Genomic DNA, 13,633 nt, shown 5'->3' with positions numbered 1-13,633 from the left:
CTACATCTAACGTCCCCCTTCGTCGCCGCCTGCCCCGCCAAAGCCGAAGGGCCGGTTGAACGCGCTCCGCCCTTCAGCGGGCTGATCCAGCGACAGGCTGCGGATATCGACGGTGACATCGCGCGCGCTGCGCAGGCAGATGCTGCCGAAGATCGTATCCGTGCTGTCGATGGCGAGCGGCCCGGTCTCGCCGGCGGCAAGCGCGCCGAGGCTGTGCGCGCTGAACCGTTCGACGGTCAGCCGGAAATCGGCGCACTGGCCATCCTCCATCGCATCATGCTGGTTCATCCCCTTGCTCAGCACCACCTGATGGCCAAGGCTGGGGCGGAACCGCACATTCGACATGAAGGCGCCGCGATAGACCTCCACCAGCTGCACCGCCAAACGGCCGGGATCGTAATAGCTCTCCGGATAGGCAAGGCTGGCGGAAATATAGGCCCCGGCCTCAGACAGCGCCGCCGTCCCGGTGAAGCGCTTGGCAGCCTCGGCGGGTGAGGCCGGCGCCGCGGCAAGTGCGGCCAGCAGCAGGATCGTGGCAAGACGCATCGGCCCCTCCATCAGAAACGACGCATACAAGGTAACCGCAAGTGCCCTGCCCTGTCATCTGGCCCCCGTCATCCACCCCTGTCATCCGCCCCTGTCATCCAATAGGGCCAGCGGCTATGCTGAAGCCGATGAAAACGGACCTGCCCTTCTGGAAACGTAAATCCCTGCGCGAGATGAACCGCGCGGAGTGGGAATCGCTGTGCGACGGCTGCGGCAAATGCTGCCTGCTGAAGCTGCTCGACGAGGATAGCGGGGCCGTCGATTACACCGATGTCGCCTGCAAGCTGCTGAACACCGAGACCTGCCGCTGCAGCGACTACAAGAACCGCAACCGGCTGGTGCCGGGCTGCGTCCTGCTGTCGCCCGGCAAGCTGGAACACCTGACCTGGATGCCCTCGACCTGCGCCTACCGGCTGCTGCACGAGGGCAAGGACCTGCCCGACTGGCATCCGCTGGTTTCCGGCGATGCCGGCACCGTGCATTCAGCAGGCATCTCGGTGCGCCGCCGCGCCATCCCGGAAATGCTGGTGGATGAGGACGATCTGGAAGACCACATCGTCACATGGCCAGCCTGACAATACGGGCCGGCCTGACGATCAACCGCCGAAAACCACCGCATGCATGATGCGGCCGGGCATCAGCGTGAACAGCCCGGCGATGAGCAGCGCGCCTGCGAAGGTGGACAGCATGCCGATGCGATGCGCCCGCACATCGCCGCGCCTGATTGCAAAGATGGCCGTCGTCATCGAATAGAGCACCAGGATCGACAGCAGGTGAATCCAGCTGAATCCCATAAACTGGTTGAGTTCGTGTATCCAGAAGGAGGACAGCGAAACCGCCAGCATGAGCGCGACCCAGGTGCGGCCCATCGCCTTGTGGAGGGGCGTTCCCTTCCGCCGGAACAGCACCGCGAGCCCCAGCAGGAAGGCGGCCATCGCCGCCCAGGCATGAAGCTGAACGGCAAGGGAGGCGGCGTCGAGGGGTGCCAGGCTCATAGGGCGGCTCCGAAAGATGCGTTATCCACTCTAGCTTTCCACCGGCCATGACCACCAGAGCTATGCGCGCCAAATATTACGAACGATTCGCATTTTCGTTGACACTCATTCGCAGTCTTATCATATGATTGGGGCCTGCACGCCAGAGACGTGCCCGCTGGGGACCCGAATCGCCATGTATGTCTGCATCTGCAATGCGATTTCCGAACGCCATGTCCGCACCGCCATTGCCGGCGGGGCGACGACCGTCGGCAAGATTTACCGCGCCTGCGGCAGCCAGCCGCAATGCGGGCGCTGCAAGCCCAGCATTTGCGAGATGCTGGGCGAGGCGAAATCGGGTGCCACCGCCTTCGCGCAACCGGTTCTCGCCATGGCCGGCGGCGACTAACTCGCACTTGCCTTGGCACTGATTATCACTATCTCTTAACTGTTGAATTTATTGATCTTTCACGCCCTCGAATTTGCCCGGGGCGGCTTGTCCGTGTATAATGCCCTCCTGCCGCATCACCGAACGCGAGGGGGCCGTCATGAAGGGCGACAAGAAAGTTATCCAGCATCTGAACAAGATTCTGTTCAACGAGCTGACGGCGATCAACCAGTACTTCCTGCACTCCCGCATGCTGCGCAACTGGGGCATGGAATACCTTGCCAAGAAGGAATACGAGGAATCCATCGACGAGATGAAGCATGCCGACGCGCTGATCGAGCGCATTCTGTTCCTGGAGGGGCTGCCCAACCTGCAGGATCTCGGCAAGCTGATGATCGGCGAGGATGTGAAGGAAGTCCTCGAATGCGACCTGAAGCTGGAGCTGGCCGGCGTGCCGGACCTGCGCGACGCGATCAAGCATTGCGAGGAAGTGCGGGACTATGTCAGCCGCGAGCTGCTGGTCGATATCCTGGAGAGCGAGGAGGAGCATATCGACTTCCTCGAAACCCACCTGGAGCTGATCGGCCGCATGGGCATCCAGAATTACATCCAGCTGCACACCAAGCCGGCGGAGGATTGATCTTCGCCGATTAGCGCCGCATTGTTGGCGGCATGATCGATTTCACCGGCAAGGTCATTCTCATCACGGGCGGGGCGAGCGGTATCGGGCTTGCCACCGCCCGCGCTTTTTCCGGGGCCGGCGCGCACATCGCCATCGGCGACCTGTCTGGCAGTGCGGCGGAAGCCGCCGCGGTCAGCTTAGGTGCGGGCCATATGGGCCTGGCACTGGATGTCACCGATGAGAAGAGCGGCGAGGCTTTCGTCGCTGCCGTGGAGAAACGCCACGGCCGCATCGATGTGCTGGTGAACTGCGCCGGCATTTCCGACAGCTTCACCCCGACGCTGGAGCAGCCGCTGGAGCAGTTCCGCCGGCTCATCGATATCCACCTGACCGGCACCTACGCGATGTGCCGCCACGCGGCGAAGCCGATGCTGGCGCAGGGGTCTGGCGCCATCGTGAATATTGGTTCCATTGCAAGCTGGACCGCGCTGCCGCGCCGCAATGGCTATACCGCGGCCAAGACCGGCACGCTGGGCCTGACCCGGGCGCTGGCCTGCGAATGGGCGCAGGGCGGCGTGCGGGTGAATGCCGTCACGCCGGGCTATATCCTGACCCCCTTCGTCGAGAAGCTGATCGCTGAGGGCAAGCTGGACGAGAAAGTGCTGGCGCGGCGCTGCCCGTCCGGCCGGCTCGGCACGCCCGACGATGTGGCGAAGGCCATCCTGTTCCTCGCCTCCGACATGGCCGGCTACGTCACCGGTGCGGCCCTGCCGGTCGATGGCGGCTGGATCGCCTATGGCGCGCCGGGCGACGCGTCATCGGTGGATTAGGGCGGTGGAGTAGGCTACCCCACGTCCGGGCGGTAGGCCTTCACATCATCATACTGCACGAATTCGACGATATTGCCGTCCGGATCCTCGCAGAAGAGCAGGAAGGTGCCGGGCCGCACCTCCACCTTCTCCTCGCCGGACAGGATGTTCACCCCGGCCTTCTGCAGCTTCTTCATCACCGCATCGAGATCGGAGACGATGAAGGTCATGTAGGCCATGCCATAGCGGTCCAGCACGAAGGCGCTGATGATCGGCGCCTCCGCCGGGGTTTCCGGCTGCAGCAGCTTGATCCGCTCGCCATAGGGGGTCTGCAGCCGCACCACGCGATAGCCGGCGGTGGACAGGCCGGCACTCTTCGCCTTGTCCGTCGGCACCGTCACATCGCCCACCGGCTCGCAGCCCAGCAGCTTGGTGTAGAATGGCAGCAGCCGGTCGATATCCGGCGTGCAGATACCGATTTCGAGCGGAACGACCTGCTTCATGGACCTCTGTCCTTAATCCCCATGGGTTGAGTGACGACTGCCCCCAGTCACTTTCCTAAATGCGGTCACTTTCCTACATGCAGGAAATCGGCGAGAAGCAGGATCTGCTGGTCCAGCATATGCCGCCCGTAATGCACCGGACAGCCACGCTGTTTGGCTGCTTGTAGCAAAGCCGTCTCCACCGGGTCCATGATGATTTCGGCGACCAGCATGTCCGGCGTGAGCCTTGACACATCCATCGGCAGCGCATCGCCCGGTTTCAGCCCCAGCGAGGTGGAATTGACGATGGTGTCATGCCCCGCCGGATCGTCGCTGCCAGCGCGGGCATCGACCTTCGGATAGGCGGCCTTCACGGCGGCCGCCAGTTCCTCCGCCTTGGCCGGGGTGCGGTTCTGGATGGTGAGCTTCTCACAGCCCTCCGCCGCCAGCTCGAAGGCGATGGCGCGCGCCGCCCCGCCGGCGCCCAGCAGCAGCACGCGCTTACCGGTCACCTCGAAGCCCTGATGGCGCATGCCGGCAACAAAGCCCTTGCCGTCGAACATGTCGCCGACCAACCGCCCGTCCGGGTCGCGCCTGAGCGCGTTGATCGCCCCGATCAGCCGCCCGGCGGTGCCCAACTCGTCGCACAGCTTCGCGATCTCCAGCTTGTGCGGCACGGTGATGACGATGCCGCCGAAGTTCTCGGTGGCGCGCAGCCCGTCCGCCCAGGCTTTCAGCTTCTCCGGCTTCACATGGAACGGCACCATGACCGCATCGACGCCGCGTTCCGCGAACAGCGCGTTGAACAGCATCGGGGCGCGCACATGGCCGATGGGATCGGCGATGATGCCGTACAGCTTGGTCTTGCCGGTGATGTTCATCAGAAATTCACCTGGTCGCCGCCCTTGAGGTCCAGCATCTGGCGCGCCTCAGTCGGAGTGGCGATCTCCAGCGAGAGTTCCTCCAGAATGCGGCGGATCTTGGCGACCTGCTCGGCATTGTTCTCGGCCAGCTTGCCCTTGCCGGCATAGACCGAATCCTCCAGCCCGACACGCACATTGCCGCCCATGATGGCGCCCATGGTGCACATCGACATCTGGTGCCGGCCCGCAGCCAGGATCGACCATTGATAATCGTCGCCGAACAGCTTGTCGGCGATCTCGCGCATATGCATCAGGTTCTTATGGTCGGCGCCGATGCCGCCCAGAATGCCGAAGATGGTCTGCACGAAGAAGGGCGGCTTCACCAGCCCGCGATCCACGAAATGCGCGAGGTTGTAGAGATGGCCGACATCGTAGCATTCGAACTCGAAGCGCGTGCCGCAGCCCTCGCCCAGCTCCTTCAGGATGAATTCGATATCCTTGAAGGTGTTGCGGAAGATCGCGTCGCGGCTGTTCTCCAGATGATCGACCTCCCACTGGTGCTGAAAGCTGGGATAGCGGTCCAGCATCGGAAACAGGCCGAAATTCATCGAGCCCATGTTCAGCGAGCACATTTCCGGCTTGGCCTGCAACGGCCCGGCGAGGCGCTCCTGCACGCTCATGCCCTGTCCGCCACCGGTCGTGATATTCACCACCGCGTCGGTCGCCTGCTTGATGCGCGGCAGGAATTCCATGAACACTTTCGGGTCCGGGGTCGGGCGGCCATCCTTTGGGTCGCGCGCATGCAGATGCAGGATCGAGGCGCCCGCCTCCCACGCGCCGATGGCGTTCTCGGCGATCTTGTCCGGCGTGATCGGCAGATGCGGCGTCATCGTCGGCGTATGGATCGAGCCGGTGACAGCGCAGGTGATGATGACTTTCTTGGCGTTGGCCATGGTTCCTGTATTCCCTGTTCGTTAAGCTTCAGTTGCCTATCTTCTTCGCCGCGTCGCGCTTGTGGGCAATCAGCGCCATCAGCCTGCGGTCGCGCCAGCCCTGGCGGTCGCCCAGCCTATCAGCGGGCAGCGCCTGCCGGCGTTCGCCTTCCAGTACGTCGGATAGCGCCTGGTCCCAGCGCCGGGGCTGCGCCTGCTCATGCTGCATGTCCCAGTACATCGGGGCATAGCGCGCGATATAGTCGGCCACGCCGGCCGGCGCGTTCAGGTCGATGGTTTCGAACGGCCCCATGAAGGACCAGCGCAGGCCCAGCCCGTCCTTGATCGTCTTGTCCACATCCTCGGTGCTGGCATAGCCGTCAGCGACCAGCTTGAAGGCCTCCGCCAGCAGGGCGCCCTGCAGCCGGTTCAGGATGAAGCCGGGAATCTCCTTCTTCACCAGGATCGGCACCATGCCCGCCTGCTCATAGAGCGCGCGGGCCCGCGCCACCACCCCGGGATCGGTCCAGGGGGCCGGCGACAGCTCGACGATGGGCACGAGATGCGGCGGGTTCGCCGGATGCGCCACCAGACAGCGCGCCCGGCCCTTGAGGTCTTCCGTGAACAGCGAGGCGCGGATGTTGGAGGAGGAGGAGGCAAGGATGGCGGCGGGATCGGCGATACGGTCTATCGCGGCGAAGATCTCCTGCTTCGCCTCCTCCGTCTCCTTCACATTTTCCTGCACATAGGACGCACCCTCCAGCGCCTTCTCCAGCGTCGCGGCGGTCGATATCCGCGCCTTCGCGGCGGCCGGATCGTCCAGCAACCCGCTGTCGTGAAGCTCCTTCAGCGCGCCATCGATCAGCCCGAGGGCGGCATCCAGCGCCGGCTTGCTGACATCGTGGAGCTTTACGCTGTGGCCGGCCCGCGCGAAGCAGATCGACCAGGCCCTCCCGATCAGCCCGCTGCCGATCACGGCGATTGTCATTCCCTGTCCTCCCATCGCGCTTGCTTTCTTCTCTTGAGGGGTAGCGCTTATGGAGGCGATGCTAAACCGATTGAACGAATCCGCACAACCGCGCGTCAAGCGGGGCCGGTAGGCGCGGCAGACAGATCGGGAGGAAGGGGAAAAATGGGCAGTCACGAGAACCGCACCGTACTGGTGACGGGGGCGGCGCGCGGCATCGGTTTCGCCATTGCGGAGGCGTTCGCCACGCAGGGCGCGAAGGTGGCGCTGGTCGATCTCGGAAAGGACGATGTCACGGCAGCGGCTGGAAAGCTGGCGGCGGCTGGTGCTACCGCCATCGGGCTGGCCGGCGATGTCGGCGATTTCGAGGCGATGCAGGCGGCGGTGACGGAGATCGAGGGCGCGCTCGGGCCGGTCGATATTCTGGTCAACAATGCCGGCATCTCGCCCAAGCATGAGGGTCGCCGCCATGAAATCTGGGAGATGGACCCGGAAGAATGGCGCCGCGTGCTGGATGTCAACCTGACCGGCTGCTTCAACCTCGCCCGGCTGGTCACGCCCGGCATGAAGCAGCGCGGGCGCGGCAGCATTGTCAACATGGCCTCGGTCGCCGGGAAATCCTATTGCGACTTCGTCGGTGTGCATTATTCCACGACCAAGGCCGGCGTTATGGGCTTCACCCGGCATCTGGCGGGGGAGCTTGGCCCCTACGGCATCACCGTGAACGCCATCGCCCCCGGCCGCATCGATACGCCGCTGATGCGCGGCATTGACCCAGCGGTGAACGCGGCCATCGCTGACGAGACCGCGCTGCGCCGCCTCGGCCAGCCCTCGGAGGTGGCCGATATGGCGCTGTTCCTCACCTCCGACCAGGCCCGCTTCGTCACCGGCCAGACCGTCGATGTCGCCGGCGGCTGGCTGATGACGTAACGCTAAGACTCAGCGGGGGGCGAGGCGTACCGCGCCGTCGAGGCGGATGGTCTCGCCGTTCAGCATGATGTTGTTGCAGATCGCCAGAACGAGGTCGGCATATTCCTCCGCCGTGCCCAGACGCTGCGGGAACGGCGTGGACTTGCCCAGGCTGTCCTGCACCTCGGCCGGCAGGCTGGCCATCATCGGCGTCTGGAACAGGCCGGGCGCGATCGCCATGACGCGGATGCCGCTGCGCGCCAGATCGCGCGCCGCCGGCAGCACCAGCCCGGCGATGCCGCCCTTGGAGGCGGAATAGGCCGCCTGGCCGATCTGCCCGTCATAGGCCGCGACCGAGGAAGTCATGGTGATGACACCGCGTTCGCCATCCACCAGCGGCTCCAGCTTCCCCATCTCCGCCGCTGTCAGCCGGATGATGTTGTAGGTGCCGATCAGATTGACCTCGATGACCTTGCGGAAGGTGTCCAGGTCGGACGGGCCATCCTTGCCGACGATGCGCGCCCCACGCACGATGCCAGCGCAATTCACCACGATGCGCGGCGCGCCCAGCTTGGCGACAACCTCGGCCACCGCCTTCTCGCCGCTCTCCGCGCTGGATACATCGCAGGCCACCGCGATGCCGCCAATCTCCTTGGCGACCGCAGCCGCGCCCTCGGCGTTCACGTCCAGCACCGCGACCTTGGCACCCTCTTTCGCCAGCAGCCGCGCGGTCGCCGCACCAAGCCCCGAACCGCCGCCGGTCACCAGCGCCACATGCCCCTTGGGATGCATCGCTCCCCTCCTCCCTGATTGAATGATGCGCCGTTCATAGCAGATCGCGAATGGGTACGCGACTGCATGCGCGGCTTGCCTGTGGCGGCACGCGGACTAAAGTGTCGGACGCCCTGAGCGCAAGACTACCCGCAAGACCGAAAGCCGGCCGCACCATGACCGACGCCCCGACCGAGACCACGCCCGAAATCCTCTCGCCCGAGGCCGTGAAGAACACGCTCTACCTGATCGACGGGTCGGGCTACATCTTCCGGGCCTACCACGCGCTGCCGCCGATGAACCGGGGCGATGGCACGCCGGTGAACGCGGTGTTCGGCTTCACCGCCATGCTGATGAAGCTGGTGGAGGAGATCGACGCGCAGCATCTGGCGGTGATCTTCGATTCGGCGCGCGAAACCTTCCGCAACGAAATCTATCCGGCCTACAAGGCGCAGCGCCCGGAACTGCCGGAAGATCTGCGGCCGCAATTCGCGATTATCCGCGATGCGGTGCGCGCCTTCAACGTGCCGTCCATCGAGATGCCCGGCTTCGAGGCAGACGATCTGATCGCCACCTATGCAAAGGAAGCACGGGCGAAGGGGATGGATGTCGTCATCGTCTCCTCCGACAAGGATCTGATGCAGCTGGTGCGCGACGGCGTGTCCATGCTGGACCCGATCAAGAACCGGCAGATCGGCCCGGACGAGGTGATGGAGAAGTTCGGCGTCGCCCCGGACAAGGTGGTGGATGTGCAGTCGCTGGCCGGCGATTCGGTGGACAACGTACCGGGCGTGCCGGGTATCGGCGTGAAGACGGCGGCGCAGCTGATCGGCGAATATGGCGACCTTGACACGCTGTTGGCGCGCGCCTCGGAGATCAAGCAGCCGAAACGCCGCGAAAGCCTGATCGAGTTTGCCGAGCAGGCCCGCATCTCGCGCCAGCTGGTGCGGCTGCGAGACGACGTTCCGCTGGAAATTGGCGTGGACAAGCTGGAAGTGCAGGACCCCGAGCACGCCACCCTGCTGGCCTTCTTCATCGAGAATAATTTCAAGCGGCTGGTCGCCCGGCTGCAGGCGCTGGAAGTGCAGGAGGGCGAGGCCCCGTCCAGCGTCGGCGTAGCGGCCGAGATCGCCCCGCAGGAGACCGCCTACGAGACAGTGGTCGAGGAAGCCGATCTGAAACGCTGGATCGAGGCGGCGATGGAAGCCGGCACAGTCGCGGTCGATACCGAGACCACCTCGCTGAATGCGATGTCGGCGAAGCTGGTCGGTATCTCGCTGTCGGTCGAGGCCGGCAAGGCCTGCTACATCCCGGTCGGGCACGGGGCCGGCGATGGCGCGGATCAGGGCAATTTGCTGGACGCACCAACTGAGCGCCCGAAGCAGGTCGACAAGAAGCGCGCGCTGGAGCTGCTGAAGCCGCTGCTGGAAGACCCGTCGGTCCTGAAGGTTGGCCACAATATGAAATATGACTGGCTGATCTTCCGCAACGACCCGGATGTGCCCATTGAGGTAGCGCCGGTGGATGACAGCATGCTGATCTCCTACGTGCTGGAAGGCGGGCTGCATGGCCACGGCATGGATGAGCTGGCGGAACTGCACCTCGACTACAAGACCATCCCCTTCAAGGAGGTCGCCGGCAGCGGCAAGGATCAGGTCACCTTCGACAAGGTGCCGCTGGACAAGGCAACCGAGTACGCCGCCGAGGATGCCGACATCACCGGGCGGCTGTACCGGCTGCTGAAGCCGCGCCTGCGCGAATCGCAGGTGCTGACGCTGTACGAGACGGTGGAACGCCCGCTGGTGCCGATCATCGGCGAGATGGAACGCGCCGGCATCAAGGTGGACCGCGAGGTGCTGGCCGATCTGTCGAAGGATTTCGCGCGCCGCATGGGCGAGTACGAGCTGGATATCTACAAGCTGGCAGGGCGCGAATTCAACATCGGCTCGCCCAAGCAGCTCGGCGAGATCCTGTTCGACGAGCTGGGGCTGCAGGGCGGCAAGAAGGGCAAGACCGGCGCCTACGCCACCGGCGCCGAGGTGCTGGAGGCGCTGGCCACGCAGCATGATCTGCCGGCGAAAATCCTGGAATGGCGTCAGCTCGCCAAGCTGAAATCCACCTATGCCGACACGCTGGTCGAGCAGATCAACCCGCAGACGGGGCGCGTCCACACCGCCTTCGCCATGGCGGCAACCAGTACAGGGCGCCTCTCATCTTCCGACCCGAACGTGCAGAACATCCCGGTCCGCACCGAGGAAGGCCGGCGCATCCGCCGCGCCTTCGTCGCCGAGAAGGGGCATAAGCTGCTGTCGGTCGATTACTCGCAGATCGAGCTGCGCATCGTCGCCGATATCGGCGGCATCGAGGCGCTGCGCCAGGCCTTCCGCGACGGCATCGACATCCACGCCATGACCGCCAGCCAGGTGTTCGGCGTGCCGCTCGACCAGATGGACCCGATGACGCGACGCAAGGCCAAGGCGATCAATTTCGGCATCATCTATGGCATTTCGGGCTTCGGCCTGGCGCGCCAGCTCGGCGTCGAGCAGGGCGAGGCGGCGGCCTATATCCGCGCCTATTTCGAGCGTTATCCCGGCATCCGCGACTATATGGACAAGGCCAAGGCGGAAGCGAAGAAGCAGGGCTATGTGACCACCCTGTTCGGCCGACGCTGCCATGTGCCCGGCATCACCGACAAGAACCCGGCGCGGCGCGCCTTCGCCGAACGCCAGGCGATCAACGCGCCGATCCAGGGCACCGCCGCCGACATCATCAAACGCGCGATGATCCGCATTCCCGCCGCGCTGGAGAAGGCGAAGCTGTCCGCCCGCATGCTGCTGCAGGTGCATGACGAGCTGCTGTTCGAGGTGCCGGAGGCCGAGATCGAGAAGACCTCGGCGCTGGTGCGCGAGGTGATGGAGGGCGCAACCCATCCGGTGCTGGAGCTCTCCGTGCCGCTGGTTGCCGAGGCCGGCATCGGCGATGACTGGGAAGCCGCGCATTAGCGCCCGCTAGGCGGTGTCCTTCAGCAGCACACCGCCATCCCAGCGGCGGTGCAGGGCGAGCGCCGCCAGCAGCGCCAGCAGCGAGAGCGCGACCGGCAGGTAAAAGGCGCCGCCACCCACCTGCCCGTACAGCCAGCCGGACAGCGGCATCGCCATGCCGAAGGCGACGCCCGACACCATGCCGGCATAGAGGCTCTGCGCCGTCGCCGACAGGGCATCGGGAACCGCCCGTGTCAGGAACGCCATTGCCGCCAGATGCGCCGCGCCGAAGGTGACGGCGTGCAGCAGCTGCACGATGGCCAGCACCCAGAGTTCCGTGGTCTCCGCCGACACACCCCAGCGCAGCATCCCGGCCGCCCCCGCCAGCGCCAGCAGCGCCGCCGGGCCGATCCGCCCGGTCACCTTCGCCCCGACCGCGAACAGCAGAATCTCCGCGATCACGCCCTCGGCCCAGAGCAGCCCGATGACCGTCTCCGACAGGCCGCTCGCCCGCCAGTGCAGCGCCGAGAAGCCGTAATAGACGGCGTGGCTGGCCTGCGCCATCGAGGCCGCCAGCAGGAACAGCAGGAAGGCCGGGTGCCGGGCCAGCGCCAGTGCTGCGCCCTTGCGCGGCGCGGCCATCCGTCCGGCATCGGCCGGCAGCGAGAGGGTGGTGAGGAAGGTGGCGATGGCAGCAGCCACCACCAACGCGTGGATGACACCGGCCCCGTACAAGCCGATCAGCCAGCCGGCGATCACCGTGATGATCATGAAGGTGATCGACCCCCACAACCGCACCCGGCCATAATCGATCCGCCCGGCGCGCGCCTGCCGGATGGTGATGCTTTCGCCCAGCGGCATCATCGGCGAGAACACCGCCCCCACCAGCAGCGACAGGATAAGGAAGGCGGCGAACCCGCCGACCAGCCCGAAGGCGGCCAGCGTCAGCACACTGGCAAGCCCAAGCCCGATGACCACCAGCTTCGTCCGGCCGGTGCGGTCGGCAATGCGCGCGAAGAACAGGTTGGCGACGATCTTCACGATGGAGCCAACAGCCAGAAGCACGCCGATCTCCGTCGGATTCATCTCGCGATGGGCAAGCCAGACCGGCCAGAACGGCAGATAGATGCCGGCCACCGTGAAATAGACGCCGTAGAAAGCCGCCATGCGCAGCGCGAGCGCCGAGGGCATGGGCTAGTCCAGGCCGAAAATGGCGGTGAGCGCGATCAGCGTACCCACGCCGGCGATGCAGCCGGCGAACACATTGCGCCGGACCAGGAAGAACGCCGCCAGTGCCACAAGGGCACCGGCAATGCGGAAGGCGGTCGGCGCTTCCTGCAGCACGCCCACCGGCAACAGAATCATCCGCGCGATCAGCGCCGCCAGCAGCCCATAGGCGATGCAGCCGACCCACTGGAACACCTGGCTATCAACGGAAATCCGCCCGGCCAGCGCCACGCCGAACACGCGGATGCCATAGGTGACGAGGCCGCCAGCCACGACCACGAAATAGGGCCAGTATGTGCCCATCGCCTCAGCCATGGGTGCCCCCTGATCCACGCTTGCCGCTGCCCTTTCGCGGCAGCCAGCGGTCGAGATAGAAGCCCAGCGTCCCCGCCCCCAGGCCGGCGATCATCAGTCCCCAATCGGCATCGACCTGGAACAGCAGCGGCCCCGCCGCCAGGCCGATCAGCAGTGCCAGCACGCGCGAGCGCTGGCCCAGATCGCCCATGAACATCAGCATGAAATAGATCGGGTTGAGGAACACCAGGCCCAGCGAAACCTGCATCGGCACGGTAGCGGACAGCAGATAGCCGGTTGCCGTGCCCAGCATGGACGCGCCCCAGATCGTTACCGCGAATCCGAGGAAATAGGAAAGCCGCTCCTCCATCGGCAAGCTGGGCGCCCGCCGCATGGTGAAGACCCACACCGTTACCGCACAAAAATGCGCCGCCAGATAATAGCGCCAGCCCGGCCGCCCCGGCACGCGCAGCATCGGCGTCAACGTCACCGCCATCGGCAGCAGGCGCATGTTGGTCATCGCCACGGCAAGGCAGATGGCGAACAGCGAACTGCCCAGCGCCATCAGCTCGATCAGCACCACCTGGCCGGGCAATGCCCAGCCGGTCATCGTGGAGAACAGCCCGAGGGTCAGGCTGTAGCCGCTTTCCCGCACCAGCGAGCCGAATCCCAGATAGGAGGCTCCCAGCACCAGCGCCGGCAATCCCAGCGCATCGATGGCGCCGCCCCGGAACGCACGCGCACCGGACCCGTAGGGCCGGTACTGGGTCTCCGCCGCGGCGGGTCTATCGGAGGATGAATCTGACACGAGGGATGCGATAGCGCAAAAGCCGGAGCCTGTCGAACCCCTCCCGCTGCATGGCGCGGA

16 protein-coding genes are annotated in these 13,633 nt (G+C 65.3%); 6 read left to right on the top strand and 10 right to left on the bottom strand.

Translation table 11 applies throughout. The features are described from left to right. Positions 1–6 precede the first annotated feature (6 nt). Positions 7–546, bottom strand: a complete 540-nt coding sequence (locus tag BKM74_RS10025) for a hypothetical protein (protein ID WP_086465583.1) — start codon at positions 544–546, stop codon at positions 7–9. 128 nt (positions 547–674) lie between these two features. On the opposite strand from BKM74_RS10025, the gene BKM74_RS10020 reads away from it, so the two are divergent. Next, on the top strand, positions 675–1,121 hold the full coding sequence (locus BKM74_RS10020; protein ID WP_086465851.1) for a YcgN family cysteine cluster protein: 447 nt from the start codon (positions 675–677) through the stop codon (positions 1,119–1,121). Between the two features lie 21 nt (positions 1,122–1,142). On the opposite strand, the gene BKM74_RS10015 is transcribed toward BKM74_RS10020, so the two are convergent. Continuing rightward, the gene (locus BKM74_RS10015; RefSeq protein WP_086465582.1) at positions 1,143–1,541 is read right to left on the bottom strand and encodes a DUF2306 domain-containing protein; all 399 of its coding nucleotides are present in this window, start codon (positions 1,539–1,541) and stop codon (positions 1,143–1,145) included. A gap of 175 nt (positions 1,542–1,716) precedes the next feature. Between BKM74_RS10015 and BKM74_RS10010 the strand changes: the two genes are divergently transcribed. The 3 genes from BKM74_RS10010 (at position 1,717) to BKM74_RS10000 (ending at position 3,360) form a co-directional block, all read left to right on the top strand. After that, on the top strand, positions 1,717–1,929 hold the full coding sequence (locus BKM74_RS10010; RefSeq protein ID WP_086465581.1) for a (2Fe-2S)-binding protein: 213 nt from the start codon (positions 1,717–1,719) through the stop codon (positions 1,927–1,929). Positions 1,930–2,068: 139 nt separating this feature from the next. Beyond that, entirely contained in the window at positions 2,069–2,548 is a 480-nt protein-coding gene (gene bfr, locus BKM74_RS10005) for a bacterioferritin (protein WP_086465850.1), read from the top strand. Positions 2,549–2,580: 32 nt separating this feature from the next. Continuing rightward, on the top strand, positions 2,581–3,360 hold the full coding sequence (locus tag BKM74_RS10000) for an SDR family NAD(P)-dependent oxidoreductase (protein ID WP_086465580.1): 780 nt from the start codon (positions 2,581–2,583) through the stop codon (positions 3,358–3,360). A gap of 14 nt (positions 3,361–3,374) precedes the next feature. On the opposite strand, the gene BKM74_RS09995 is transcribed toward BKM74_RS10000, so the two are convergent. The 4 genes from BKM74_RS09995 to BKM74_RS09980 form a co-directional block, all read right to left on the bottom strand. Continuing rightward, positions 3,375–3,842, bottom strand: coding sequence for a VOC family protein (locus BKM74_RS09995; RefSeq protein WP_086465579.1), 468 nt, complete (start codon positions 3,840–3,842; stop codon positions 3,375–3,377). A 65-nt stretch (positions 3,843–3,907) separates the two neighbouring features. Next, on the bottom strand, positions 3,908–4,702 hold the full coding sequence (locus BKM74_RS09990; RefSeq protein WP_086465578.1) for a shikimate dehydrogenase family protein: 795 nt from the start codon (positions 4,700–4,702) through the stop codon (positions 3,908–3,910). Further along, positions 4,702–5,637, bottom strand: coding sequence for a BKACE family enzyme (locus BKM74_RS09985; protein ID WP_086465577.1), 936 nt, complete (start codon positions 5,635–5,637; stop codon positions 4,702–4,704). Before BKM74_RS09985 ends, BKM74_RS09990 begins: the two co-directional genes overlap by 1 nt. Before the next feature lie 28 nt (positions 5,638–5,665). Further along, entirely contained in the window at positions 5,666–6,604 is a 939-nt protein-coding gene (locus tag BKM74_RS09980; protein WP_086465576.1) for a 3-hydroxyacyl-CoA dehydrogenase, read from the bottom strand. A 144-nt stretch (positions 6,605–6,748) separates the two neighbouring features. Here BKM74_RS09980 and BKM74_RS09975 point away from each other — a divergent pair, with 144 nt between their 5' ends. Further along, positions 6,749–7,513 carry an SDR family oxidoreductase gene (locus tag BKM74_RS09975; protein ID WP_086465575.1) on the top strand — a complete coding sequence of 255 codons (765 nt, stop codon included), beginning with the start codon at positions 6,749–6,751 and terminating at the stop codon, positions 7,511–7,513. A gap of 9 nt (positions 7,514–7,522) precedes the next feature. On the opposite strand, the gene BKM74_RS09970 is transcribed toward BKM74_RS09975, so the two are convergent. Further along, positions 7,523–8,284, bottom strand: a complete 762-nt coding sequence (locus BKM74_RS09970; protein WP_086465574.1) for an SDR family NAD(P)-dependent oxidoreductase — start codon at positions 8,282–8,284, stop codon at positions 7,523–7,525. 155 nt (positions 8,285–8,439) lie between these two features. Between BKM74_RS09970 and polA the strand changes: the two genes are divergently transcribed. Then, positions 8,440–11,265 carry a DNA polymerase I gene (gene polA / locus BKM74_RS09965; protein WP_086465573.1) on the top strand — a complete coding sequence of 942 codons (2,826 nt, stop codon included), beginning with the start codon at positions 8,440–8,442 and terminating at the stop codon, positions 11,263–11,265. 6 nt (positions 11,266–11,271) lie between these two features. Here the strand turns inward: polA and BKM74_RS09960 are convergent, their stop codons facing one another. Genes BKM74_RS09960 through BKM74_RS09950 form a run of 3 tightly spaced genes read right to left on the bottom strand, consistent with a single transcriptional unit; the run spans position 11,272 to position 13,573 of the window. Next, positions 11,272–12,435, bottom strand: a complete 1,164-nt coding sequence (locus BKM74_RS09960; RefSeq protein WP_086465572.1) for a 3-phenylpropionate MFS transporter — start codon at positions 12,433–12,435, stop codon at positions 11,272–11,274. Positions 12,436–12,438: 3 nt separating this feature from the next. Beyond that, positions 12,439–12,786 (bottom strand): AzlD domain-containing protein, encoded by a 348-nt coding sequence (locus BKM74_RS09955; RefSeq protein ID WP_086465571.1) that lies wholly within the window; start codon positions 12,784–12,786, stop codon positions 12,439–12,441. Further along, on the bottom strand, positions 12,779–13,573 hold the full coding sequence (locus BKM74_RS09950; protein ID WP_086465570.1) for an AzlC family ABC transporter permease: 795 nt from the start codon (positions 13,571–13,573) through the stop codon (positions 12,779–12,781). Before BKM74_RS09950 ends, BKM74_RS09955 begins: the two co-directional genes overlap by 8 nt. Positions 13,574–13,633: the final 60 nt, after the last annotated feature.

The organism is Oceanibaculum nanhaiense, from assembly GCF_002148795.1.
Taxonomy (GTDB): domain Bacteria; phylum Pseudomonadota; class Alphaproteobacteria; order Oceanibaculales; family Oceanibaculaceae; genus Oceanibaculum; species Oceanibaculum nanhaiense.
Note: the sequence above shows the minus strand (reverse complement) of the source record. Positions and strands in the feature narration are given on the sequence as shown.